At 30.4% G+C, this 25,424-nt stretch carries 27 protein-coding genes; 22 read left to right on the top strand and 5 right to left on the bottom strand.

The window, feature by feature from the left end; all coding sequences use genetic code 11:
- Positions 1-61 precede the first annotated feature (61 nt).
- The 9 genes from LB076_RS10250 (at position 62) to LB076_RS10290 (ending at position 7,035) form a co-directional block, all read left to right on the top strand.
- Positions 62-445 (top strand): helix-turn-helix domain-containing protein, encoded by a 384-nt coding sequence (locus tag LB076_RS10250; protein WP_070786770.1) that lies wholly within the window; start codon positions 62-64, stop codon positions 443-445.
- Positions 397-1,305: an IS3 family transposase gene (locus LB076_RS10255; RefSeq protein WP_083319329.1), complete on the top strand. Its 909-nt coding sequence runs from the start codon at positions 397-399 to the stop codon at positions 1,303-1,305. Before LB076_RS10250 ends, LB076_RS10255 begins: the two co-directional genes overlap by 49 nt.
- Before the next feature lie 307 nt (positions 1,306-1,612).
- Positions 1,613-2,278, top strand: coding sequence for a hypothetical protein (locus tag LB076_RS10260; protein WP_066336542.1), 666 nt, complete (start codon positions 1,613-1,615; stop codon positions 2,276-2,278).
- A 191-nt stretch (positions 2,279-2,469) separates the two neighbouring features.
- Positions 2,470-3,294 carry an alpha/beta hydrolase gene (locus LB076_RS10265; RefSeq protein ID WP_066336548.1) on the top strand — a complete coding sequence of 275 codons (825 nt, stop codon included), beginning with the start codon at positions 2,470-2,472 and terminating at the stop codon, positions 3,292-3,294.
- A gap of 203 nt (positions 3,295-3,497) precedes the next feature.
- Positions 3,498-4,511 carry an IS30 family transposase gene (locus LB076_RS10270; RefSeq protein WP_070786787.1) on the top strand — a complete coding sequence of 338 codons (1,014 nt, stop codon included), beginning with the start codon at positions 3,498-3,500 and terminating at the stop codon, positions 4,509-4,511.
- A gap of 145 nt (positions 4,512-4,656) precedes the next feature.
- Positions 4,657-5,436, top strand: a complete 780-nt coding sequence (locus LB076_RS10275) for a hypothetical protein (protein ID WP_232505649.1) — start codon at positions 4,657-4,659, stop codon at positions 5,434-5,436.
- Between the two features lie 6 nt (positions 5,437-5,442).
- The gene (locus LB076_RS10280) at positions 5,443-5,862 is read left to right on the top strand and encodes a hypothetical protein (protein WP_066331828.1); all 420 of its coding nucleotides are present in this window, start codon (positions 5,443-5,445) and stop codon (positions 5,860-5,862) included.
- Positions 5,863-6,067: 205 nt separating this feature from the next.
- The gene (locus LB076_RS10285) at positions 6,068-6,451 is read left to right on the top strand and encodes a helix-turn-helix domain-containing protein (protein WP_070786770.1); all 384 of its coding nucleotides are present in this window, start codon (positions 6,068-6,070) and stop codon (positions 6,449-6,451) included.
- Positions 6,403-7,035 carry a DDE-type integrase/transposase/recombinase gene (locus LB076_RS10290; protein ID WP_070786788.1) on the top strand — a complete coding sequence of 211 codons (633 nt, stop codon included), beginning with the start codon at positions 6,403-6,405 and terminating at the stop codon, positions 7,033-7,035. The genes LB076_RS10285 and LB076_RS10290 overlap by 49 nt, the downstream gene beginning before the upstream one ends.
- Positions 7,036-7,118: 83 nt before the next feature.
- Here the strand turns inward: LB076_RS10290 and LB076_RS10295 are convergent, their stop codons facing one another.
- The 3 genes from LB076_RS10295 to LB076_RS10305 form a co-directional block, all read right to left on the bottom strand.
- Entirely contained in the window at positions 7,119-7,472 is a 354-nt protein-coding gene (locus LB076_RS10295) for a hypothetical protein (protein WP_070786789.1), read from the bottom strand.
- Positions 7,473-7,666: 194 nt separating this feature from the next.
- Positions 7,667-8,512: an IS3 family transposase gene (locus LB076_RS10300; RefSeq protein WP_099092434.1), complete on the bottom strand. Its 846-nt coding sequence runs from the start codon at positions 8,510-8,512 to the stop codon at positions 7,667-7,669.
- Positions 8,513-8,562: 50 nt separating this feature from the next.
- The gene (locus LB076_RS10305) at positions 8,563-8,874 is read right to left on the bottom strand and encodes a transposase (protein ID WP_066337192.1); all 312 of its coding nucleotides are present in this window, start codon (positions 8,872-8,874) and stop codon (positions 8,563-8,565) included.
- A 458-nt stretch (positions 8,875-9,332) separates the two neighbouring features.
- Between LB076_RS10305 and LB076_RS10310 the strand changes: the two genes are divergently transcribed.
- The 4 genes from LB076_RS10310 (at position 9,333) to LB076_RS10330 (ending at position 16,865) form a co-directional block, all read left to right on the top strand.
- Positions 9,333-10,703: a S41 family peptidase gene (locus tag LB076_RS10310; RefSeq protein WP_066337183.1), complete on the top strand. Its 1,371-nt coding sequence runs from the start codon at positions 9,333-9,335 to the stop codon at positions 10,701-10,703.
- A gap of 188 nt (positions 10,704-10,891) precedes the next feature.
- Positions 10,892-12,262, top strand: coding sequence for a S41 family peptidase (locus LB076_RS10320; RefSeq protein WP_066337187.1), 1,371 nt, complete (start codon positions 10,892-10,894; stop codon positions 12,260-12,262).
- 2,652 nt (positions 12,263-14,914) lie between these two features.
- Positions 14,915-15,622 carry a hypothetical protein gene (locus LB076_RS10325; RefSeq protein WP_070786790.1) on the top strand — a complete coding sequence of 236 codons (708 nt, stop codon included), beginning with the start codon at positions 14,915-14,917 and terminating at the stop codon, positions 15,620-15,622.
- A gap of 229 nt (positions 15,623-15,851) precedes the next feature.
- Positions 15,852-16,865 carry an IS30 family transposase gene (locus tag LB076_RS10330; RefSeq protein ID WP_070786791.1) on the top strand — a complete coding sequence of 338 codons (1,014 nt, stop codon included), beginning with the start codon at positions 15,852-15,854 and terminating at the stop codon, positions 16,863-16,865.
- Positions 16,866-17,001: 136 nt separating this feature from the next.
- Here LB076_RS10330 and LB076_RS10335 read toward each other — a convergent pair whose 3' ends face one another.
- Together LB076_RS10335 and LB076_RS10340 are read right to left on the bottom strand one after the other, a co-directional pair.
- Entirely contained in the window at positions 17,002-17,847 is an 846-nt protein-coding gene (locus tag LB076_RS10335) for an IS3 family transposase (protein WP_099092434.1), read from the bottom strand.
- A 50-nt stretch (positions 17,848-17,897) separates the two neighbouring features.
- A complete protein-coding gene (locus LB076_RS10340) occupies positions 17,898-18,209 on the bottom strand; it encodes a transposase (RefSeq protein ID WP_066337192.1) in 312 nt (103 codons plus the stop codon).
- Positions 18,210-19,455: 1,246 nt separating this feature from the next.
- Between LB076_RS10340 and LB076_RS10345 the strand changes: the two genes are divergently transcribed.
- The 9 genes from LB076_RS10345 to LB076_RS10385 all read left to right on the top strand — a co-directional run bounded on the left by LB076_RS10345 (position 19,456) and on the right by LB076_RS10385 (position 25,403).
- Positions 19,456-19,791 (top strand): type II toxin-antitoxin system RelE/ParE family toxin, encoded by a 336-nt coding sequence (locus LB076_RS10345; protein WP_070786792.1) that lies wholly within the window; start codon positions 19,456-19,458, stop codon positions 19,789-19,791.
- A gap of 4 nt (positions 19,792-19,795) precedes the next feature.
- The gene (locus LB076_RS10350; RefSeq protein WP_070786819.1) at positions 19,796-20,095 is read left to right on the top strand and encodes a helix-turn-helix domain-containing protein; all 300 of its coding nucleotides are present in this window, start codon (positions 19,796-19,798) and stop codon (positions 20,093-20,095) included.
- A gap of 201 nt (positions 20,096-20,296) precedes the next feature.
- On the top strand, positions 20,297-20,680 hold the full coding sequence (locus LB076_RS10355) for a helix-turn-helix domain-containing protein (RefSeq protein WP_070786770.1): 384 nt from the start codon (positions 20,297-20,299) through the stop codon (positions 20,678-20,680).
- Positions 20,632-21,540, top strand: coding sequence for an IS3 family transposase (locus LB076_RS10360; protein ID WP_083319330.1), 909 nt, complete (start codon positions 20,632-20,634; stop codon positions 21,538-21,540). Before LB076_RS10355 ends, LB076_RS10360 begins: the two co-directional genes overlap by 49 nt.
- Positions 21,541-21,805: 265 nt before the next feature.
- Positions 21,806-22,525 (top strand): carboxypeptidase-like regulatory domain-containing protein, encoded by a 720-nt coding sequence (locus LB076_RS10365; protein WP_066336580.1) that lies wholly within the window; start codon positions 21,806-21,808, stop codon positions 22,523-22,525.
- Positions 22,526-22,737: 212 nt separating this feature from the next.
- Positions 22,738-23,448, top strand: coding sequence for a hypothetical protein (locus LB076_RS10370; protein WP_066336583.1), 711 nt, complete (start codon positions 22,738-22,740; stop codon positions 23,446-23,448).
- A 60-nt stretch (positions 23,449-23,508) separates the two neighbouring features.
- Complete coding sequence (locus tag LB076_RS10375; RefSeq protein WP_078055313.1) at positions 23,509-24,105, top strand: DUF6705 family protein; 597 nt, start codon at positions 23,509-23,511, stop codon at positions 24,103-24,105.
- Between the two features lie 33 nt (positions 24,106-24,138).
- Positions 24,139-24,717 carry a type 1 glutamine amidotransferase family protein gene (locus LB076_RS10380; RefSeq protein ID WP_066336587.1) on the top strand — a complete coding sequence of 193 codons (579 nt, stop codon included), beginning with the start codon at positions 24,139-24,141 and terminating at the stop codon, positions 24,715-24,717.
- Positions 24,718-24,827: 110 nt separating this feature from the next.
- Positions 24,828-25,403, top strand: coding sequence for a Crp/Fnr family transcriptional regulator (locus LB076_RS10385; protein WP_066336590.1), 576 nt, complete (start codon positions 24,828-24,830; stop codon positions 25,401-25,403).
- Positions 25,404-25,424 lie beyond the last annotated feature (21 nt).

Consider the following 25,424-nt stretch of genomic DNA (forward strand, 5'->3'; position numbering starts at 1 on the left):
AACAATTAAAACCTCGCGTCCTAAAATAGGTTGACTAAAACTTAAACACCTTTAGCAACCAATGGAAACACCCGAAAATCAGCCCGTCCGAAGAAGAAACGGAAAACAAGTAAGTTTTGAATACAAACTTTCTGTAATTCAACAAATCAACAATGGACAAATTTCTTTAAATTACGCTTCTAAAAAATACGCTATTTCTAAAAGCACAATCGAATACTGGATGAAGAAACTAACCAATTACGAGCAAACCAATAAATCTATTAGTAAAGACGATGAAATTCGTTTGCTAAAAAATAAAATCGAAGATTTAGAGGGAATTAAAGCATTTCAACAAGAGGTAATCATTGAATTTGAGTCTGTTACTGGGGAGGAACTTTCAAAAAAGTACTTGCCCGATTGGTTAGCAAACGAAATTCAGAAAAAGAAGAAAAAGCTTTTAAAATAAAATGGATTTACGAATCAATCGGGATAAGTAAACAAGCTTATTATCAAAGAATTGAATCCTATAAAATCAAAGAAATACGCAATAACATTGTGATTGATTTTGTGTTGGAAATACGCGAAAGAATGCCAGGAACAGGAACAAGAAAGCTCTTAGATCACTTACAAGAAAAGTTTGTTCAAAACGACATAAAAATGGGAAGAGATGCGCTATTTGACTTGCTTAGAGTTAGAGGATTATTCATAAAGAGAACCAAACGTTTTCATATCACAACGGACTCTAAACACTATTTTTACAAGTCTCCTAACCTACTCTATAACTTAGCAATAACACACGCTGAACAAGTTTTTGTTGCAGATATAACTTATGTTAAAACCGATGTAGGACATGCTTATTTAGCCTTGGTAACAGATGCCTATTCTAGAAAAATAATGGGCTGGGCATTAGAGAACAATATGCGGGTAGAAATGGTTAAAAACGCACTTAATATGGCTTATAAAAATTGTGTTTTTAACCATAAAAACATCATTCATCATAGCGATAGAGGCATACAATATTGCTGTCCTGACCATAGTGAATTTGCTGAAAATAAAGGTTTTATATTAAGTACAACGCAAAAATATGACCCTTACGAAAATGCAATTGCAGAACGTATTAACGGAATTTTAAAATATGAATTTGGATTAAAAAAAACAATTAAATCGATTCAAATAGCAAAAGCAATGACCAAAGAAGCTGTAGAAATATACAATAACGAAAGGACTCATTGGAGTTTAGACTTAAAAACACCACAATCTGTTCATTTACAATACAATAAACAGAAAAATAAATCTTATAAAAAGACAAAAAAAATTGCTATTTAAACACCGATTTACTACTATTGTAATGCTATGTGAGGATGGAAACGAGCAATGCTGAGGAGCAACTCGAAGAGTGCCAAAACCATAGTCAAAGAAAATGAAGATGGCATTTTCAAAATGACACTTCTTTAATCTTCATTTTTTTTGAAGAAAAAACTAAAAAAACCTAAACCAAAATTGGCAAACCGATTTGGTCATTTTTAACCTAATTTTTAACAAAAAAAAGGTCAACATAGGCTAGGACAAGACAAAAAAACAGAAGAAACAGAAATTATAAATCAACAACTTAACAAATTAATTAACAACAAAAATGAGATTATTAAAATTAACTGTCGGAATCTTTTTAGCATTAACTTTAACAAGTTGCGTAACAACATTACCATTAAATCAACAATTCTATAACACCAAAAAAGTTGGTGTAATTTTACAAGTTGACAGTATCGGAATGGCAAAAGCTGGCGGACAAGGATTATTAGATATGGCTTTGACACCAGGAAATAGATTTACAGAACCTTTAAAAAAAGTTGAACCAAAATTAAAAATGAACGAAACAATTCAAACTGAAATTACAAACATTCTCAAAAGTAAAAACAAAACATTTGAATTTATTACAGAAAAGTTTGATTATTCAACTCTGAATAAATTTGAAAAGCCAAACTCAAATAAAAAGTATAGCAAAAAAGACTTTCGAAACTTTAAATCGAAAAATAATGTTGACGAAATAATGTTCGTGAAAGTGAAATACGGTATATTAGTAAGTTATTACGGAATGATTGAATTGGATAAACAAGGCTATGTAAATATTGGAACTGAAGTTATTGACTTAACTGATAATTCTCTTTTACAACAAGAAACTTTTCAAACTGCTGCAAAAATGAATGGAAATTGGAAAAAAGGTGATGATTATGGAAATCTAACAAATTCAATTCAAGAAGCAATAAATAGTTCAATTACAACATTGAAAACAAAATTCTAAAAAAAACAACGATCTGCCAACAGCGGTTTTGCAAGATTGCGAATTTTGTGGTTTTATCACGTTTTCGTTTCGCAAGAAATTTTATCTTAGCCGAAAGTTCTCGTTTACGAAGTTCGCAACCTCGCAAAGCCGCGAGACGTTGTGAGCAATTAAAACAAACATAGGGAGAATTTAATAACTTAATATAACAAATGAGAATACTTATTCTACTTTTATTTTTCATAAATTTTTTATTTTCACAAGAAATTGATGAAAACAAATATTATGCTGAAACCAAAACTGTGTATCTAAATTCTTTAGTTTTTAATAAATCAAGAGAGTTACAAATATTTTTGCCTGACGAATACTTTAAGCAACCAGAGAAAAAATTTAAAACTATATATTTATTTGACTCACAGAACCAACGAATTTTTAATTATGTAAAAGGTAATATTGAATTATTATCAATGAATCATATTGAACCTTTGATAATTGTTGGTATAGTAACAGAAGATAGATGGTTTGAATTTTTGCCTGTGAATAATAATCCTGAAACGTTAAAAGAATACGAACCACCAATAGGTGGAGCTGATACTTTAATTATTCATATTAAAAATGAAGTTGAACCATATTTAAAAGAAAAATATAGAATTGAAAATTCAAAACTTGGAATTGGTCATTCATTAGGCGGAACTTTTTTGATGTATTTTAACATAAAAGAACCCTCTTTTTTTGAATCAAATATACTATTAAGTCCCAACTTCACTTATGATAACGAACAACTAATTAAACATACAAAAAAATTCTATATTAAAAATAGAACAGTAAGTAAAGAGTTTTTTGTTTTTAGTGGCTATAAAGATAGTTATGAAGAAAAATTTAATAAATCTTTATTTAAAATAAACAATTGGATTAGAAAAAATGAAAATGAAAACATAAAATGGGAATATGAAAAACTAAAGATTGATAATCATGGTAAAATATGGTTAGAAGGAATTTATAAAGGATTATTAAAAATAAAAAGTATAAAAACCTAACAGCCAACAGCGGTTTACAAAAATGGCGAAATATGTGGTAAATTAAGGTTTATCTTTAGTAAGAAATTTTATCTTAGCTGAAAGATCTCGGTCACGAAGTTCGCCACTTCTGCAAGCCGCGAGACGTTGGGCGATATTTTGACCGAAAAAGGAGAATTCAATAACCTAGCGCAACAAATGATAAATTTTATCTTTGTTGAATTATGGAAAAAAAGTACAAGCGATTATCCTTAGAAGAACGTATTATAATTGAGACATTACTTAAGGAAAATAGGACCGAAAACTACATTGGAAAGCAATTAAATCGAAATCGATCTACCATAACCCGAGAAGTAAATCTTTGGGTAAGAAACCCAACCGATATTTACAAGGCTGATTTAGCACATTGGTATGCTTTAGAAACCAATAAAAACAAAAGAACTCAAGACAAAATAAATTCATATCCTAAACTTAAGATATTCGTTTACAGAAGCTTATTAAAAGGAACGAGCCCTGAATTAATGGCTGGCCAAATCAAGTTATTATATCCAAATGACCCTATCATGTCTATTTCTTATGAATCTATATATAAGCATATTTATAGGTCTAGGCAGTCTACTTTAGGCAAAAAACTAATCAAACTTCTCCCCTATCATCATCACAAAAGACGAGACAAAAGAAAATTTGGTAAAAAAAGAACACGGATCAAAGACCAAGTCAGTATTGACCTAAGACCTATTGAAATTGAAAAACGTCTGGAAGCAGGGCACTTAGAAGGTGATTTGATGATTGGTGTCGGACACAAAAGTGCCATTGGAACCATCGTAGATAGGAAAACTAGATATGTTATTATTGTACCAATCAGCAACAGAAAATCAAAAACAGTAACTCATGAATTTGCAAAGCTGTTAAATAAACATCCTCAATACCTCAGAAAACCAATGACTTACGATAACGGAATGGAAATGGCTAATCATAAATGGCTCTCTGAAAAGACTGGAATGGATATTTATTTTGCACATCCTTACTCCTCATGGGAAAGAGGCACAAATGAAAATACTAATGGACTAATTAGAAGGTTTTTACCCAAAGGAACCGACTTTAACACAATAACTACTGAAGAGCTGAAACGAATAGAAAACAACCTAAATAACAGACCTAGAAAGGTTTTAGGTTTCAAAACACCTAATGAAATGAGGAACCAAGAAATTAATAAAATCAGTAACACACAGACTTAATTTTGGAAATAACTTTTGGCTCCTTAAAAAGCCAAAAAAGTTATTCTAAAATTAAGTACATTATCTAAGAAAAATACTAAATTTGATTTATTAAAAATAACTAACGATGTTGCGCTAGACCCTTGAATCCGCCAAAATGAGAAATATGAAAATAATTTATTTGATGTTACTTTTTGCATTTATTAGTTGCGGAAAATCAACTTATCAAAATCAAGCATTAAAAGAACAAAGAGTTGAACTTGATTCTGAAAATAAATATTGGGATTCGATTTGCAAAGTAGAAACTAAAAATGCTGAAAAAGATATTAAACAAAATAAGTTAACGTATTTTCATTCTTTCGGAATGGTAGTTCAATATCGAAGTAATGAGGAAATGAATAAGTTGCTTTCAAAATACAATATTAGAATCGATTCTGCTTTGTATTATTGTACAGTTCCAGGTGAATTACAGAATTGTTACGCAAATAAAATGGCACAAGAAATAGACAAACGATTTGGAAAAAATTTTATCGACTCATTGCGTATTGTTGCGGAAAAACAATTTGTAAAAAATAATCCGAATAAAATCTATGACTTTGAGGAATGCGATACATTATCCAGATATCCAAATGATAAAAGTTATTCAGACTTTTTTAAAAATTATAAAAATGACTTTTTTAAAATTGCTGAATATCCGAAAGATTTTGAGTTTAGAAAGGAAAAGGATTCTTATTCTTGGATTTCAGCTGATTTCATTTTGCACAAAGACGGAACTGTTACAGACATAGATATTGAATTAACTTTTCAAAATAAAAAAAATTATAAATATTCTTCATACTTTACGAGTAAGTTAAAAGAATTTATATTAAAAACTAAATGGATTCCTGCTAAAAGTATGGGAGAAATTGTCAATAGCAAAGTACCGTTAACAATTCATTTTAAATAAAAACTTATGAAAAAATTATTATTAATTGCTTTTTTTGGAATAATGGCCATTTCAAATGCACAAGAAAAAGATTCTAAAGTTAACAAACTAGACAATAAAATGTTTGGTAGTTGGAAAGGATCAGAAAATGACAATCAAAGAAAAGGTCTCGTAAAATATTGGATTCAGCATAGATTTGAGGATGGCACGTTTTTACTTTTATTTACAGCAATTGAAAATGGTGAAGTTGAAAGCTTTGTTGAAAAAGGTCAATGGTGGGTTGAAAACGGAGAATTTCACGAATTGCATTTTGATTCAGGGAAAACTGATGTTTACACCTATACTTTTATAGATGAAAACCACGTTAAATTTAAAGCAAAACAAATTGGAATAAGTTTTGAAAATTCTGAATATGAATTTATTGATACAAAAATAGAAGACGAATAAAAAACATCGCCCAACAGCAGTTTGGCAATATGGCGGGTTTTGGGCTTAATTTGAAATTGGTTTTATACTTGAAAGTCAGTGCTTAACCGAAAGTTTATGCTTCCTTAATCCGCCACATCGCCAAGCCACGAGACGTTAGCAGATAGCTTAAAAAATGTCGAGTCCTAAAATAGGTTGACTAAAACTTAAACACCTTTAGCAACCAATGGAAACACCCGAAAATCAGCCCGTCCGAAGAAGAAACGGAAAACAAGTAAGTTTTGAATACAAACTTTCTGTAATTCAACAAATCAATAATGGACAAATTTCTTTAAATTACGCTTCTAAAAAATACGCTATTTCAAAAAGCACAATCGAATACTGGATGAAGAAACTAACCAATTACGAGCAAACCAATAAATCTATAAGTAAAGACGATGAAATTCGTTTGCTAAAAAATAAAATAGAAGATTTAGAGGGAATTAAAGCATTTCAACAAGAGGTAATCATTGAATTTGAGTCTGTTACTGGGGAGGAACTTTCAAAAAAGTACTTGCCCGATTGGTTAGCAAACGAAATTCAGAAAAAGAAGAAAAAGCTTTTAAAATAAAATGGATTTACGAATCAATCGGGATTAGTAAACAAGCTTATTATCAAAGAATTGAATCCTATAAAATCAAAGAAATACGCAATAACATTGTGATTGATTTGGTCTTGGAAATACGCGAAAGAATGCCAGGAACAGGAACAAGAAAACTCTTAAATCACTTAAAAGAAAAGTTTGTTCAACATAACATAAAAATGGGCAGAGATGCGCTGTTTGATTTGCTCAGAGTTAGAGGTTTATTCATAAAGAGAACCAAACGTTTTCACATCACAACGGACTCTAAACACTATTTTTACAAGTCTCCTAACCTACTCTATAACTTAGCAATAACACACGCTGAACAAGTTTTTGTTGCAGATATAACTTATGTAAAAACCGATGCAGGACACGCTTATTTAGCCTTGGTAACAGATGCCTATTCTCGAAAAATAATGGGTTGGTCATTAGAGAACAATATGCGGGTAGAAATGGTTAAAAACGCACTTAATATGGCTTATAAAAATTGTATTTTTAACCATAAAAACATAATTCATCGTTTTTGGGCTTGGCGAAGGTGGGGGTTAAAAAGTACTAAAGTTCAAATTTAGCACAAAAGTTAATAGAAAGCACAAATGCTCAATTTAGCACAAAAGCCCCACTTTTGCCAAACCCATGTTGTGCGTTCGCTTTTTTATTTTTCGTAATACATTTTAATTTCACTGTCTGTCTTTTCATTTAAACCGTATAATTTATTTCTGAGATATGAAATTAGTTCATTTTCGTTGGAAATTTCAAATCCGTTTAAGTTAGCTTTTCCAATCTTTAAACTTTCAAGAATTTCTCCAATAGAATTTTTAAACCAAGTTTCACCTGAACTTATATCTGCTGCAAAAATCATATATAGTATAAATTGAAAATCAAAAAAAGTAAAATTGTAATTTAATTCTTTTTTAAGTTTTTCATTTAATTCTTGACTTTTTAAAGAGTCTACAAGAAAATCAATTCCTACAGATACAATTTTATCTTCAAACTCTACGGCATACATAATCTCCGATTTAAAATCATAACTTGTTCCTTCAGTTTTACCTTTGTCAAGTTTTCTAAATTCTAATTTTTTGGTAGCATTATACTTAAAGTCGGTTTTGGATTTTAAAGAGTTTATTGCCTCGGCTAATAAATCGTTTTTTATTGTTTTGACCCCTATAAAACAAGAGTATTATTGTAAATTTCGATTATTATTTATGCGGTTAATTTTTTCATCAAAATTAGATGCTTATCCTGGTTCCATTTCTCTATTGGGGTAATGCGTCCTAAAAGTCCATGTAGCCTAGTATTATTATAGAAAATCACATATCTTTTTAGTATTAGTTCAATTTCTCCAAAAGTTCTATAATCAACTCTTTGGAACACTTCTTTTTTTAGTATTCCATGATAGGCTTCAATATGTGCATTTTCTTCTGGTGTTGCTACATGGGTAAATTCTTGCTGAACTCCAATGAGTCCAAGGTATTCCCGAACTCTTTTGGCAATAAATTGACTTCCATTATCACTTCTTATCACAACATTTTCAGGGTATTGGTATTCTAAAAATAAATCAGAAAGCAAAGCGATTACTTTGTTTTGTTTTATAGAAAAAGAGAAAAAATCCTTTAATATTCTGCGAGTATGAACGTCTATTATAGATAGTAAATAAGCGTTTTTACCTACCTTTGGGATCCAAACCATCTTAATATCCATTTCTAAACATTCAAAAGGTTTAGTGGTTTTAACTTTTCTATATTTTACAAATTTACGACCAGAACCACTCCTGTTTATTCGGTTTTCTAGTTTCAACAAACCCTCTTCTCTCATAATTCGATACAACTTTTTAGGATTAATTAAGTACCCCTCTCGTTGTAAATAGGAAGTCATTAAACGGTAACCGCAGTCAATAAACTCATTACTTAAAACATCTTTAACAGATTCAACAACAGTATCTTGACTTACATATCCTTGATGTTTATTAAAGGTAAATTCACTAGGTTTAATACCTTTCTTACCTGAGCTTGGTCTTCTATAATAACTACTTTGAACCATGCCTACCATAGCAATAATTTTAGTTTTACTAATCTTATGTTTACTATAAAAACTATCTACTAAATCTTTCTTGGATCGGATGTCCCAAACTTTTTTTTTAAAAGTTCACGCCCGATTTCTAATTCGATTTCCTTGTTAGCTAATAATTTGCGTAGAATTCTGTTTTCTTCCTCAGCTTGCTTTAGCTCTTTACTACTAGTGTCATAAGTTACTTTTAAACCTGCTTCTCCCTGCTTCTCGTGTTTCTTCTTCCAGCTATACAAAGTGCCAGTGCTAAGGCTGTATTTACGGCAGGTTTCAACGGCTCCTAATTCTTCTGAAAAGGATAGGATTTCTAGCTTTTCTTCTAAACTCCATTTCTTGTATTTCATATCTCAAATGTACTATTTGAAATTTAAAATATCACTCCGAACTATTAAGGGGCTAAAATATATCAGCGTGACGTAAAAAATTAAATGAGTGTAATTTGTTCCTTACAAAGTGATTATCCAAATAAGAAAAATCTCGGATTTAAATCTTAAAAAAAATCAATAAGGAAAATTAAAAAGCTGAAATAGAGTGATTTGTTTTTTAAAGAGTGAGTATCTAAATAAAAAAAATCTCGTATTTAAAGCCAAAAAATGTTTGCATTTTTAGGTTTGGGGAGAAAAAACCAGCCCATAACAATCGTCTTAACTAATTTGCAGATTCTGTGGAATTACCGTTTTTAATTGTATATTCGTTATGAAGAAAAACATCCGTATCCAAAGCCTGCAAACTAGTTAAGGCGAGAACGTTGGTGGCAATTTTAGACCGCGTCGCATCAACAAACAAAATTTTACATTAAAAGATGAAACATTTTTTTCTAATACTTTTTTCATTTCTGACAACCCTTTCATTTGGACAAATTCCAAACAAACTAACACCAACAGACAAAGTTTTTGGCCTTTCAAAATTTTGGCAAGAAGTGAATTATAACTTTGTTTATCTTGATAAAGTTGATAGAACAATGTGGGACAATCGCTATCGTGAACTAATTCCTATTGTGCAAAACACCAAAAATGATTATGAATATTATCGTGAACTTCAAAAATTCTGTGCTTTATTGAAAGATGGACACACGAATGTGTACTTTCCAAAGGGTATTGAACAAATGAATACAATGTTTGGAGAGTATCGTATTTTTATTGAAAACATTGATGGAAAAGCAATTATAGTAAGAACAAATTTTAGTAAAAAAGATGAAATCCCTTTTGGAAGTGAAGTAATAGAAGTTAACGGAATAGCAACCAAAAAATATATTGAGGAAAATTTAGCACCTTATATTTCTTCTTCAACAGACTATGTATTAAAAGATTGGAGTATCGGAAGATTACTAACGGGTTTAGATGGAGAAACTTTCAAGATAAAAATAAAAAAGCCAAACAATAAAATCTTAGAACTTAATCTTACCCATAAAAAGACAGAAGAAAAAGAAGTTTATCCAGCATTTGAACCTGACAGACAACTTTTAGACTTTAAATGGATTAATAATCAAATTGCTTATATGTCTTTAAATTCTTTTGAGGAAGTGAAAATTGACAGTTTATTTATTCAAAAATTACCTGAACTCTATAAAGCAAAAGCTCTTATAGTTGATTTAAGATATAATGGTGGCGGAAATACAGATATTGGAGGTATCATTTTACAATACTTAACAAATGACAAAGTCCTTTATGGTTCTAAAAGCTCAAGCAGACTTCATATTCCAACATTCAAAGCTTGGGGAAAGTTTGTAGAACCCAAAGACAGTTTAAAAAATGATTGGAATAAAAAAACATATTTAAATTTCAAAGATAAATTTATGTATAACTTTGACTATAAGGCAGATACAATAAAATTAGATGCGAAAAGAATTGTTGTCCCAACTGTTTTATTAATGGGACACAATACTGCTTCAGCTGCAGAAGATTTTTTGATTTATGCAGACAATCAAAAACATATGACAAAAATTGGAGAAAATTCATTCGGAAGCACAGGACAACCATTTGTTTTTGATTTACCAGGTGGTGGCTCGGCTCGTATTTGCACAAAGAAAGACACTTATCCAGACGGGAGAGAATTTGTGGGATATGGAATAAAGCCAGACATAATCGTAAAAAGAACACTCAACGATTATTTATCAAAAAAAGACCCAGTTATGGAAAAAGCAATTGAACATTTAAAACAGAAGCTAAAATAAAAACTGCCACCAACAGCGGTTTCAAAAAATGGCAAGTTTTGTGGTAAATTCACGTTCTCGTTCCGCAAGAAATATTTTCTTTAACAGAAAATAATCAGTTCCGAAGTTCGCAACTGATGCCAAGCGTGGGAACGTTGGTGGCAATTTTAGACCGCGTCGCATCAACAAACAAAATTTTACATTAAAAGATGAAACATTTTTTTCTAATACTTTTTTTATTTCTGACAACCCTTTCATTTGGACAAATTCCAAACAAACTAACACCAACAGACAAAGTTTTTGGCCTTTCAAAATTTTGGCAAGAAGTGAATTACAACTTTGTTTATCTTGATAAAGTTGATAGAACAATGTGGGACAATCGCTATCGTGAACTAATTCCTATTGTGCAAAACACCAAAAACGATTATGAATATTATCGTGAACTTCAAAAATTCTGTGCTTTATTGAAAGATGGACACACGAATGTGTACTTTCCAAAGGGTATTGAACAAATGAATACAATGTTTGGAGAGTATCGTATTTTTATTGAAAACATTGATGGAAAAGCAATTATAGTAAGAACAAATTTTAGTAAAAAAGATGAAATCCCTTTTGGAAGTGAAGTAATAGAAGTTAACGGAATAGCAACCAAACAATATATTGAGGAAAATTTAGCACCTTATATTTCTTCTTCAACAGACTATGTATTAAAAGATTGGAGTATCGGAAGATTACTAACGGGTTTAGATGGAGAAACTTTCAAGATAAAAATAAAAAAGCCAAACAATAAAATCTTAGAACTTAATCTTACCCATAAAAAGACAGAAGAAAAAGAAGTTTATCCAGCATTTGAACCTGACAGACAACTTTTAGACTTTAAATGGATTAATAACCAAATTGCTTATATGTCTTTAAATTCTTTTGAGGAAGTAAAAATTGACAGTTTATTTATTCAAAAATTACCTGAACTCTATAAAGCAAAAGCACTTATAGTTGATTTAAGATATAATGGTGGCGGAAATACAGATATTGGAGGTATCATTTTACAATACTTAACAAATGACAAAGTCCTTTATGGTTCTAAAAGCTCAAGCAGACTTCATATTCCAACATTCAAAGCTTGGGGAAAGTTTGTAGAACCCAAAGACAGTTTAAAAAATGATTGGAATAAAAAAACATATTTAAATTTCAAAGATAAATTTATGTATAACTTTGACTATAAGGTAGATACAATAGAATTAGATGCAAAAAGAATTGTTGTCCCAACTGTTTTATTAATGGGACACAATACTGCTTCAGCTGCAGAAGATTTTTTGATTTATGCAGACAATCAAAAACATATGACAAAAATTGGAGAAAATTCATTCGGAAGCACAGGACAACCATTTGTTTTTGATTTACCAGGTGGTGGCTCGGCTCGTATTTGCACAAAGAAAGACACTTATCCAGACGGGAGAGAATTTGTGGGATATGGAATAAAGCCAGACATAATCGTAAAAAGAACACTCAACGATTATTTATCAAAAAAAGACCCAGTTATGGAAAAAGCAATTGAACATTTAAAACAGAAGCTAAAATAAAAACTGCCACCAACAGCGGTTTCAAAAAATGGCAAGTTTTGTGGTAAATTCACGTTCTCGTTCCGCAAGAAATTTTATCTTAGTCGAAAGTTCGCAGTTACGAAATTCGCCACTTCTTGAAGCCGCGAAACGTTATGGGCTAGTTTTGCCCATTTTGCGCAGATAAAGCCGTTTTTATAAGAAAAAACTGTTTATAATTTTAAGGTTTAGAGTTCTAAATTCTTAAAAAAACGCAAAAAAAATGGATTCTTAAAAGCCAAAAAAAAATATTTTGTTGTTTAAAGAGTGTTATTTAAAAACAGAAAATACTGAAAAACAAAATAATGACATAAAACAGCGTGATTTGTGGTTTACAGAGTGATTTTTCAAACAATAAAATCCCCAAGTTGAAGCGCAAACGGCATTTTATTAGCTTGACGGGAAAGAATAAATGAGTATAATTTGTTCCTTACAAAGTGATTATCCAAATAAGAAAAATCTCGAATTTAAATCTTAAAACAGGATTTTATCAGCGTTACGAGAAAAATTAAAAAAGAGTGATTTGTTCTTTAGAAAGTGAAAATCTAAATAAAAAAATCTCGAATTTAAAACCAAAAAATGTTTGCGTTTTTAGGTTTGTGAAGAAAAAACCAGCCCATAACAATCGTCTTAACTAATTTGCAGATTCTGTGGAATTATCGTTTTTAATTGTATATTCGTTATGAAGAAAAACATCCATATCCAAAGCCTGCAAACTAGTTAAGGCGGGAACGTTATGGGCTAGTTTTGCCCATTTTGCGCAGATAAAGCCGTTTTTATAAGAAAAAACTGTTTATAATTTTAAGGTTTAGGGTTCTTAATTCCTAAAAAAGCGTAAAAAAACTGGATTCTTAAAAGCCAAAAAAAACATTTTGTTGTTTAAAGAATATATTTCTAACCTGAAAATAATCCAAAACAAAATAATGACATAAAACAGCGTGATTTGTAGTTTACAGAGTGATTTTTTAAAATAAGAAAACCCCCAAGTTGAAGCGCAAACGGCATTTTACCAGCTTGACGGAAAAAATTAAATGAGTGTAATTTGTATTTTACAAAGTGATTTTGCAAATAAGAAAAATCTCGGTTTTAAATCTTAAAACAGGATTTTATCAGCGTTACGAGAAAAATTAAAAAAGTGTGATTTGTTCTTTACAAAATGAGAATCTAAATAAAAAAATCTCGAATTTAAAACCAAAAAATGTTTGCGTTTTTAGGTTTGGGGAGAAAAAACCAGCCCATAACAATCGTCTTAACTAATTTGCAGATTCTGTGGAATTATCGTTTTTAATTGTATATTCGTTACAGCGAAGGTAATCGTATCCAAAGCCTGCAAACTAGTTAAGGCGGGAACGTTGTAGGCAAGTTGCGCCCAAATCGCGCATAATTAACCTTTTAATTAAGAAAAAACTGTTTATAATTTTAAAGTTTAGGGTTCTTAATTCCTAAAAAAACGCAAAAAAATGGATTCTTAAAATCCAAAAAAAAAGATTTTGTTGTTTAAAGAATATTATTTCCAACCTGAAAATAATTCAAAACAAAATAATGACCTAAAACAGCGTGATTTGTAGTTTACAGAGTGATTTTTTAAAACAATAAAATCCCCAAGTTGAAGCGCAAACGGCATTTTATCAGCTTTACGGAAAAAATTAAATGAGTGTAATTTGTTCCTTACAAAGTGATTATTCAAATAAGAAAAATCTCGGATTTAAATCTTAAAAAAAATCAACAACGAAAATTAAAAAACTGAAATAGAGTAATTTTTTCTTTAAATAGTGAGAATCTAAATAAAAAAATATCGAATTTAAAGTAGGAATTTGTTTGTGTTCTTAGGTTTATAAAGAAAACAACCAGCCTACAACAATCGTCTTAACTAATTTGCAGATTCTGTGGAATTACCGTTTTTAATTGTATATTCGTTATGAAGAAAAACACCCGTATCCAAAGCCTGCAAACTAGTTAAGGCGGGAACGTTATGGGCTAGTTTTGCCCATTTTGCGCAGATAAAGCCGTTTTTATAAGAAAAAACTGTCTATAATTTTAAGGTTTAGCGTTCTAAATTCTTAAAAAAGCGCAATAAAAATGGACTCTTAAAAGCCAAAAAAAAAGATTTTGTTGTTTAAAGAATATTATTTCCAACCTGAAAATAATTCAAAACAAAATAATGACATAAAACAGCGTGATTTGTTGTTTAAAGAGTAAATTCGATAATAAGAAAACCCCCAAGTTGAAGCGCAAACGGCATTTTACCAGCTTGACGAAGAAATTAAATGAGTGTTATTTGTGTTTTACAAAGTGATTATTCAAATAAGAAAAATCTCGGTTTTAAATCTTAAAACGGGATTTTATCAGCGTTACGGGAAAAATTAAAAAAGAGTGATTTATTCTTTACAAAGTGAGAATCTAAATAAAAAAATCTCGAATTTAAAGCCAAAAAATGTTTGCTTTTTTTAGGTTTGTGAAGAAAAAACCAGCCCATAACAATCGTCTTAACTAATTTGCAGATTCTCTGGAATTACCGTTTTTAATTGTATATTCGTTATGAAGAAAAACACCCGTATCCAAAACCTGCAAACTAGTTAAGGCGGGAACGTTAGGCGTCAGTTGACCGCAAAACTGAAAAAAAACTAAAATGATATGATAGAAAATTTACCTGATTTTATTTCTATAAGTTTTGCAATTATTACAATTGTAACTCTATATTTTTTTTACGATATATTGAAAAAACCTAATTCAGAAAATATTCGAAATAAATCAAATTTAATTTTATTTGGGTTATTTATTTGGCTAATAATCCAGGGAATTTTAACTTTAAAAAATATTTATAATTCCGACGGTAATTCAATTCCACCTAAAATTTTAATTTTTGGAATTGCTCCACCTATTTTTACAATTATGTTACTTTTTATCACAAAGAATGGAAGAGATTTTATTGACTCTTTAGATTTGGCAAAAATAACCTATTTAAATATAGTAAGAATTCCTGTCGAAATAGTCCTATTTTATTTATCTGTATATAATCTTATTCCTGAGCTTATGACTTTTGAAGGGAGAAATTATGACATATTAGCAGGAATTTCAGCTCCGTTCATTGCTTATTATGGAATTAAAACCCAAAAATTAAGTCGAAATGGAATTTTAATTTGGAATTTTATTTGTCTCGGTCTTTTAATTAATATAATTATAAATGCATTACTATCTACTCCTTCCCCGTTTCAAAAATTTGCATTTGAGCAACCAAATATTGCAATATTAAATTTTCCATTCAGTTGGCTACCAACTTTTATAGTTCCTATTATTATATTTGGCCATTTAGTATCAATAAGAAAACTAACTAAAAAATAAAAATCTTAAGTAATAATAAATAAACAACCGAACGCCTAACACACGTTTGTGGCTATTGCGGAATTTGGTGGAATTATCGTTTTTAAATTGTATTTTCGTTTAACCAAAAAAACTCGTCTTTGAAGTCCGCAACAGCCACAAGCGTGGGAACGTTGTGCGACAGTCAAAACCAAAATGGAGAATTCAATAACCTAGCGCAACAAATGATAAATTTTATCTTTGTTGAATTATGGAAAAAAAGTACAAGCGATTATCCTTAGAAGAACGTATTATAATTGAGACATTACTTAAGGAAAACAGGACCGAAAACTACATTGGAAAGCAATTAAATCGAAATCGATCTACCATAACCCGAGAAGTAAATCTTTGGGTAAGAAACCCAACCGATATTTACAAGGCTGATTTAGCACATTGGTATGCTTTAGAAACCAATAAAAACAAAAGAACTCAAGACAAAATAAATTCATATCCTAAACTTAAGATATTCGTTTACAGAAGCTTATTAAAAGGAACGAGCCCTGAATTAATGGCTGGACAAATCAAGTTATTATATCCAAATGACCCTATCATGTCTATTTCTTATGAATCTATTTATAAGCATATTTATAGGTCTAGGCAGTCTACTTTAGGCAAAAAACTAATCAAACTCCTCCCCTATCATCATCACAAAAGACGTGACAAAAGAAAATTTGGTAACAAAAGAACACGGATCAAAGACCAAGTCAGTATTGACCTAAGACCTATTGAAATTGAAAAACGTCTGGAAGCAGGGCACTTAGAAGGAGATTTGATGATTGGTGTCGGACACAAAAGTGCCATTGGAACCATCGTAGATAGAAAAACTAGATATGTTATTATTGTACCAATCAGCAACAGAAAATCAAAAACAGTAACTCATGAATTTGCAAAGCTGTTAAATAAACATCCTCAATACCTCAGAAAAACAATGACTTACGATAACGGAATGGAAATGGCTAATCATAAATGGCTCTCTGAAAAGACTGGAATGGATATTTATTTTGCACATCCTTACTCCTCATGGGAAAGAGGCACAAATGAAAATACTAATGGACTAATTAGAAGGTTTTTACCCAAAGGAACCGACTTTAACACAATAACTACTGAAGAGCTGAAACGAATAGAAAACAACCTAAATAACAGACCTAGAAAGGTTTTAGGTTTCAAAACACCTAATGAAATGAGGAACCAAGAAATTAATAAAATCAGTAACACACAGGCTTAATTTTGGAAATAACTTTTGGCTCCTTAAAAAGCCAAAAAAGTTATTCTAAAATTAAGCACATTATCTAAGAAAAATACTAAATTTGATGTTTTGACCCCTATAAAACAAGAGTATTATTGTAAATTTCGATTATTATTTATGCGGTTAATTTTTTCATCAAAATTAGATGCTTATCCTGGTTCCATTTCTCTATTGGGGTAATGCGTCCTAAAAGTCCATGTAGCCTAGTATTATTATAGAAAATCACATATCTTTTTAGTATTAGTTCAATTTCTCCAAAAGTTCTATAATCAACTCTTTGGAACACTTCTTTTTTTAGTATTCCATGATAGGCTTCAATATGTGCATTTTCTTCTGGTGTTGCTACATGGGTAAATTCTTGCTGAACTCCAATGAGTCCAAGGTATTCCCGAACTCTTTTGGCAATAAATTGACTTCCATTATCACTTCTTATCACAACATTTTCAGGGTATTGGTATTCTAAAAATAAATCAGAAAGCAAAGCGATTACTTTGTTTTGTTTTATAGAAAAAGAGAAAAAATCCTTTAATATTCTGCGAGTATGAACGTCTATTATAGATAGTAAATAAGCGTTTTTACCTACCTTTGGGATCCAAACCATCTTAATATCCATTTCTAAACATTCAAAAGGTTTAGTGGTTTTAACTTTTCTATATTTTACAAATTTACGACCAGAACCACTCCTGTTTATTCGGTTTTCTAGTTTCAACAAACCCTCTTCTCTCATAATTCGATACAACTTTTTAGGATTAATTAAGTACCCCTCTCGTTGTAAATAGGAAGTCATTAAACGGTAACCGCAGTCAATAAACTCATTACTTAAAACATCTTTAACAGATTCAACAACAGTATCTTGACTTACATATCCTTGATGTTTATTAAAGGTAAATTCACTAGGTTTAATACCTTTCTTACCTGAGCTTGGTCTTCTATAATAACTACTTTGAACCATGCCTACCATAGCAATAATTTTAGTTTTACTAATCTTATGTTTACTATAAAAACTATCTACTAAATCTTTCTTGGATCGGATGTCCCAAACTTTTTTTTTAAAAGTTCACGCCCGATTTCTAATTCGATTTCCTTGTTAGCTAATAATTTGCGTAGAATTCTGTTTTCTTCCTCAGCTTGCTTTAGCTCTTTACTACTAGTGTCATAAGTTACTTTTAAACCTGCTTCTCCCTGCTTCTCGTGTTTCTTCTTCCAGCTATACAAAGTGCCAGTGCTAAGGCTGTATTTACGGCAGGTTTCAACGGCTCCTAATTCTTCTGAAAAGGATAGGATTTCTAGCTTTTCTTCTAAACTCCATTTCTTGTATTTCATATCTCAAATGTACTATTTGAAATTTAAAATATCACTCCGAACTATTAAGGGGCTAAAATATTTGATTTATTAAAAATAACTAACGATGTTGCGCTAGACCCTTGAATCCGCCGGAATAAATGTTGCAATTTAAAACCGAAAAAATCAATCAAAATAAGTTGCATAAAAGAGAGTGACCAGAAATTTAAGCCCAAAAGGGAAAAAGGTTAGACGGAATTGAAACGGATTTTTTTTGCGACGTCAAAAGTGTATAATGGTATTTTCAGAAAGTTTATTTTACAAAAGAAAATTTTTTAATTTTATAAGGAAAACCACTCAATAATGTATTTTTTAAATGGAAAATGTTTCTCTTTTTAAAGAGAATTCCCGCCAAAAAAAGCAAGATGGAAATGTTTTGTGGCTATTGCTACGCCCTGTAACACACGTCTCAAGCAATTTGCAGATTCTGTGGAATTACCGTTTTTAATTGTATATTCGTAATGAAGAAAATAATCGCATCCAAAAGCTGCAAACTGCATGAGGCGCGAGGACGTTATGGGCTAGTTTTGCCCATTTTGCGCAGATAAAGTCGTTTTTGTAAGAAAAAACTGTTTGTAATTTTAAGGTTTAGAGTTCTAAATTCTTAAAAAAACGCAAAAAAACTGGATTCTTAAAATCTAAAAAAACAGGCTTTGTTGTTTTAAAGAGTATTATTTAAAAACAGAAAATACTGAAAAACAAAATAATGACATAAAACAGCGTGATTTGTGGTTTACAGAGTGATTTTTCAAACAAGAAAATCCTCAAGTTGAAGCGCAAACGGCATTTTATCAGCTTGACGGGAAAGAATAAATGAGTATAATTTGTGTTTTACAAAGTGATTTTGCAAATAAGAAAAATCTCGGATTTAAATCTTAAAACGGGATTTTATCAGCGTTACGTGAAAAATTAAAAAAGTGTGATTTGTTCTTTACAAAGTGAGTATCTAAATACAAAAATCTCGAATTTGAAGCAGAAATTTGTTTGTGTTTTTAGGTTTGTGAAGAAAAAACCAGCCCATAACAATCGTCTTAACTAATTTGCAGATTCTGTGGAATTACCGTTTTTAATTGTATATTCGTTTCGAAGAAAAATATCCGTATCTAAAGCCTGCAAACTGCATGAGGCGCGAAGACGTTGTATGCTATAATAATTCACAGGATGAAAATACTGCGAAATAATATAGTATTTATTTGTTATTTGTTAACTTTTAAGATAACTTTGTGCAATGGGCAGACAAATTATATTTTACGAAAATCATTTTATTAATTTCTTCCAAAAACAAGATGGAAAAGTCCAAGAGAAAATAAAATATGTTCTAGAGTTAATTAAACAAGTTGAAAAGGTTCCTGAGAAATTTTTAAAACATTTAACTGGAACAAATGGGCTTTATGAAATTAGAATTGAATATCAGTCAAATATTTATAGAATATTTTGCTGTTTTGACAAAGGAAAATTGGTTGTGCTTTTTAATGGTTTTCAAAAGAAAACTCAAAAAACGCCAAAAAATGAATTGGATAAAGCATTGATTTTAATGAATGAATATTTTCAACATAAAAACTAACAAAATGGAAAAATATAAAGGAATAACAACTTTTGACCAACTTATTGAGGTTGAACACGGAAAAATCGGAACTGAAAGTAGAAATAGTTACGAAGAAAAAACGCAGATGTTTATTATCAGTGAAATGCTGAAAGATGCTAGAAAAGAAGCAAAAATAACTCAAGAGCAATTAGCAGAAAAAACAGGAACTAAAAAAAGTTACATCTCGAGAATTGAAAACGGAAAAGGTAATATTCAACTTTCTACTTTAATTAGAATTTTTGAATTAGGACTAAATAAACGTATTGGGCTGACTTTTTTATAAATAAAATTACAGCATACAACAGCCATTTTGATATAGCTGGAATTTAGTGGAATTACCGTTTCGCATAAAATTTTCGTTAGGCATAAAATTTAGCGGTTACGAATTTCCAACCATCTCAAACTGGCGAAACGTTAGCCGTCAGTTTACCCAACGTCGCGTCCTAAAATAGGTTGACTAAAACTTAAACACCTTTAGCAACCAATGGAAACACCCGAAAATCAGCCCGTCCGAAGAAGAAACGGAAAACAAGTAAGTTTTGAATACAAACTTTCTGTAATTCAACAAATCAACAATGGACAAATTTCTTTAAATTACGCTTCTAAAAAATACGCTATTTCAAAAAGCACAATCGAATACTGGATGAAGAAACTAACCAATTACGAGCAAACCAATAAATCTATTAGCAAAGACGATGAAATTCGTTTGCTAAAAAATAAAATAGAAGATTTAGAGGGAATTAAAGCATTTCAACAAGAGGTAATCATTGAATTTGAGTCTGTTACTGGGGAGGAACTTTCAAAAAAGTACTTGCCCGATTGGTTAGCAAACGAAATTCAGAAAAAGAAGAAAAAGCTTTTAAAATAAAATGGATTTACGAATCAATCGGGATTAGTAAACAAGCTTATTATCAAAGAATTGAATCCTATAAAATCAAAGAAATACGCAATAACATTGTGATTGATTTGGTCTTGGAAATACGCGAAAGAATGCCAGGAACAGGAACAAGAAAACTCTTAGATCACTTAAAAGAAAAGTTTGTTCAACATAACATAAAAATGGGCAGAGATGCGCTGTTTGATTTGCTCAGAGTTAGAGGTTTATTCATAAAGAGAACCAAACGTTTTCACATCACAACGGACTCTAAACACTATTTTTACAAGTCTCCTAACCTACTCTATAACTTAGCAATAACACACGCTGAACAAGTTTTTGTTGCAGATATAACTTATGTAAAAACCGATGCAGGACATGCTTATTTAGCCTTGGTTACAGATGCCTATTCTCGAAAAATAATGGGTTGGTCATTAGAGAACAATATGCGGGTAGAAATGGTTAAAAACGCACTTAATATGGCTTATAAAAATTGTATTTTTAATCCTAAAAACATCATTCATCATAGCGATAGAGGCATACAATATTGCTGTCCAGACCATAGTGAATTTGCTGAAAACAAGGGGTTTATATTAAGTACAACGCACAAATATGACCCTTACGAAAATGCAATTGCAGAGCGTATTAACGGAATTTTAAAATATGAATTTGGACTAAAAAAAACAATTAAATCCATTCAAATAGCAAAAGCAATGACCAAAGAAGCTGTAGAAATTTACAATAACGAAAGAACTCATTGGAGTTTAGACTTAAAAACACCACAATCTGTTCATTTACAATACAATAAACAGAAAAATAAATCTTATAAAAAGACAAAAAAAATTGCTATTTAAACACCGATTTACTACTATTGTAATGCTATGTGAGGATGGAAACGAGCAATGCTGAGGAGCAACTCGAAGAGTGCCAAAACCATAGTCCAAGAAAATGAAGATGGCATTTTCAAAATGCCACTTCTTTAATCTTCATTTTTTTTGAAGAAAAAACTAAAAAAGTTATTCTAAAATTAAGCACATTATCTATGAAAAATACTAAATTTGATTTATTAAAAATAACTAACGATGTTGCGCTAGACCCTTGAATCCGCCTAAAAAGTTGATGAAATATACAATTAAAATCCCTAAACCTTGTAATGAAAATTGGAGTAAAATGACTCCAACAGAACGAGGTATGTTTTGTTTAAATTGTAGAAAAGAAGTAATCAATTACCAATATTATTCCGACAATCAACTTTTAAAAAGTTTAAATGAAAATGAAAAAATTTGTGGAAGGTTTTCACCCAATCAGATTGATAAAGAGTTAAGCTCATTACAAACAAATCGTTTTCGTCGAATTGGATTACTACTTGGTTTTTCATCTTTGTTTTTATCAATACCTGTTTATTCACAAAATGAAAAGTCAAAAACAGAAATTGTTGAAAATAAAACAGATGATGAACCGAAACAAAAAAGCTCAGACGAATATATTGAGTTTTACGGTAAAATAATGGATAAACCTAGAAATGACAATGAGAATAGCTACCCTATTCCAGGAGTTAACATTGTTCAAAAAGGCACAAAAAATATTGTACAATCAAATTTTGATGGAGACTTTAAAATCAAAATTCCAATTGAAGATTTTAAAGATAAAGTTGTTCTTGTCTTTAGTTATATTGGAATGGAAACAAAAGAAGAAGAAGTTTTTAAAACAAAAAACAACTTAAAAATAGAAATGATTTTAAGTGATGCTTTAATGGGAGAAGTTGTAATTTTCAAATATAAAAAAAGAAATATTTTTACAAGAATTGAAAATCTATTCAAGAAGAATACCAGCCACTAACACACGCTACAAGCAATTTGGGTATTAGGCTTAATTTGAAATTGGTTTTGTATTTGGAAGATTTGGCAAATCCGAATAATGGGCTTAATTTAGTCCCAAACTACTTGTAGCGCGGGGACGTTAGCGGCAACCTTAAGAAATGTAGCGTCCTAAAATAGGTTGCCTAAAATTTAAACACCTTTAGTAAACTATCAAACCCACCAAAAAAGAAAATGAAAAAAAACATTAAAATTCTATTATTAATTTTAGTAATGACAAAAGGGTTTAGTCAAAAAACGGAACTGAAAATTTGTCTGAATTCTGGATTGTTTCATTTTAGCGGAGAATCCGCCGAAGCGATTTCTCAATTTAATCTATCTAGTGATTCAAATTTAGGGTATACAAACAATCCATATGGAACAAAAAGTGGATTTAGTTATGGTTTATCGTTAAATTTACAAAGAGTAAATAAAATAAATTTAATTTTTGGAGTTAATACTGGCTTTCAGGCGAATAAGAGTAAAATAATAATAAATTCAGTATTTGGTTATGATGGGACTAATGCCTATAATAAATCTGTTATTGGACAAACATTTATTATAAATAGGTCGCTATTTACCAATCCATTTATTGGATATAGGTTTGAAATAAACAAAATTCCAATCGATATTGTAGGTGGAATAAATTTTGATTATATATTAAATACAAAAGAAATTGGAAATGCTAGAGATTCAAATAATATAAAATATTCAACATCAATCGACAGAAAAACAATAACTATTGACGTAAGTCCAAAAATTCAATTAGCAACCGAATTTAAAAAATTTGGGTTCATAATTGGTTATTCGACTGGTTTAGTTAATTATAGAGAAGGATTTGTTGGTGGAACCAATAATGTACATTCCAAAAATAGTAATTTTGGGATTACATACAAATTAAAATAAAAAGCCGCAAATAACAGCAATATGCAAGGTTTTGGGCTTAAAGCCAAAAAAACAAAACCCATGAAAAAATACATCCATTTTATAGTAGTACTAATTACAATAACGGCTTGTAATGCCCAAAGTCCGGTGTATGATATATCAGAACCTAGAAGAGGTAAGCCTCAAGGAACATATTACAAAGATATTAGTAGTGTACTCAATGGTTATGATGGTACTTACTTATACACCAACGGAAATACTTCTTTGAAAATCATTTTAAAAGAAAAAATAAAATCCTATGGCTACTATTATGAAGACCTTATAGTAGGAGAATTTCAATTTATAAAAAATGGTGTAGAACTCAACAATACACTGGCTAATATGAATGTAAACTATACTGACGAAGATGCAAATCATCTGATTACAGGTAATATGATTCTAACAGGAACTGAACTAGGATGTCCAGATTGTTCTCCTACAGAAAAACGACTTAGACTTAGTTTTGTAGATAACAAATCACCTAATATTGCGAGTATAGATATAAGAAAAACAATTGTAAATGGTAAAGAGGCTCTAAAAGTAGAAATTTGGTGGGACGGTATTGGTTCTCGCAAAGAGGGAGAAACACCTATTCCGGCAAGTTTGCACGCAGGTACCTATCTTATGATAAAACAATAATTTTGTAAAAGCCTACAAAAAAAATTAAAACTCATGACAAATAAAATAGCAGTATTCCTTTTTAATGGGTTTTCGGACTGGGAGATTTCCTATTTAACACCAGAGATTACAAAAAGTAAAAAATTAGAATTAATTTATTTTTCTAAAGATGGAAATCCAGTAACCTCCATGGGAGGGTTACAAATTATACCAACCACATCCTTAGGCGAATTAAAAAGCAAAGAGATTGGTATGTTAATTCTACCAGGCGGAATGGCTTGGGAAAAAGCAGAAAATAATGAACTAGAGAAATTAACGCTTGAATTTTTTAACGCAGGCAAATCCATTGCGGCAATTTGCGCAGCAACAACTTTTTTAGGACAGCTAGGCATATTGAATCACTTAAAACATACCAGTAATGATTTAAGCTATTTAAAAGCTATTTCTCCTAAATACAAAGGAAGCGATAAGTATCAGAATGTATTAGCCCAAACAGATCTTAATATTATTACTGCAAATGGCATTGCACCCATTGAATTTGCAGCGGCAATCTTCAAGAAAACACAACTAAAATCCGAAAATGAAATAGAAAAATGGTTCCAATTGTTTAAAAATGGAATCTGGAGCCAATAATTAAAGTTACCCAAAACTTAAATACAATTGGATCTAATGCCGTTTTTCAATACTACTTTAAGTGTTATACCCATTAGTAACTATGCTAGACACTCTAAAAACACCATTAAATGACACTAGAAAATATCGTTAAACAAATTAAAACCTATTATACGTTTTCAGAAACTGAGCTAGAAATTATCCAATCAAAGTTTCAGTACAATATCTTTAAAACAAAAGAATTTATACTTAACAAAGGACAAGTAGCAACTCATATACACTTTATTGAAGTAGGTCTAGTAAGGGTTTTTTATCTAAAGAATGCTAAAGAAATAACAACCTACCTATCTAGTGATAATGGCTTTGTTTCATCCTACTCAAGTTTTATAAATCAAAAAAAATCATATGAGAGTATCCAGTGTTTAGAAAGTACAGAAACATTCTCTATCAGTTACAAAGATATGCAGGAACTATACAAGATTGTTCCTCAATGGCAAAGAATAGGACGCTATTTAGCAGAGCAAAACGTAATTTGCTTGGCGGATAGGCTTTTAAGTTTACAATCCATATCTGCAAAGGAAAAATATGATAACTTTTTAAAAACTGCACCTAGCAAAATTGTAAAACGGACTCCCTTAATTCATGTTGCTTCTTATTTAGGAATTACCCCAGAATCACTTAGTCGATTACGAAAATTAAAATATTAACATTTGTCAAGAGTAAATTAA

The sequence above is a fragment of the Flavobacterium crassostreae genome (genome assembly GCF_001831475.1).
GTDB classification, from domain to species: Bacteria; Bacteroidota; Bacteroidia; order Flavobacteriales; family Flavobacteriaceae; genus Flavobacterium; species Flavobacterium crassostreae.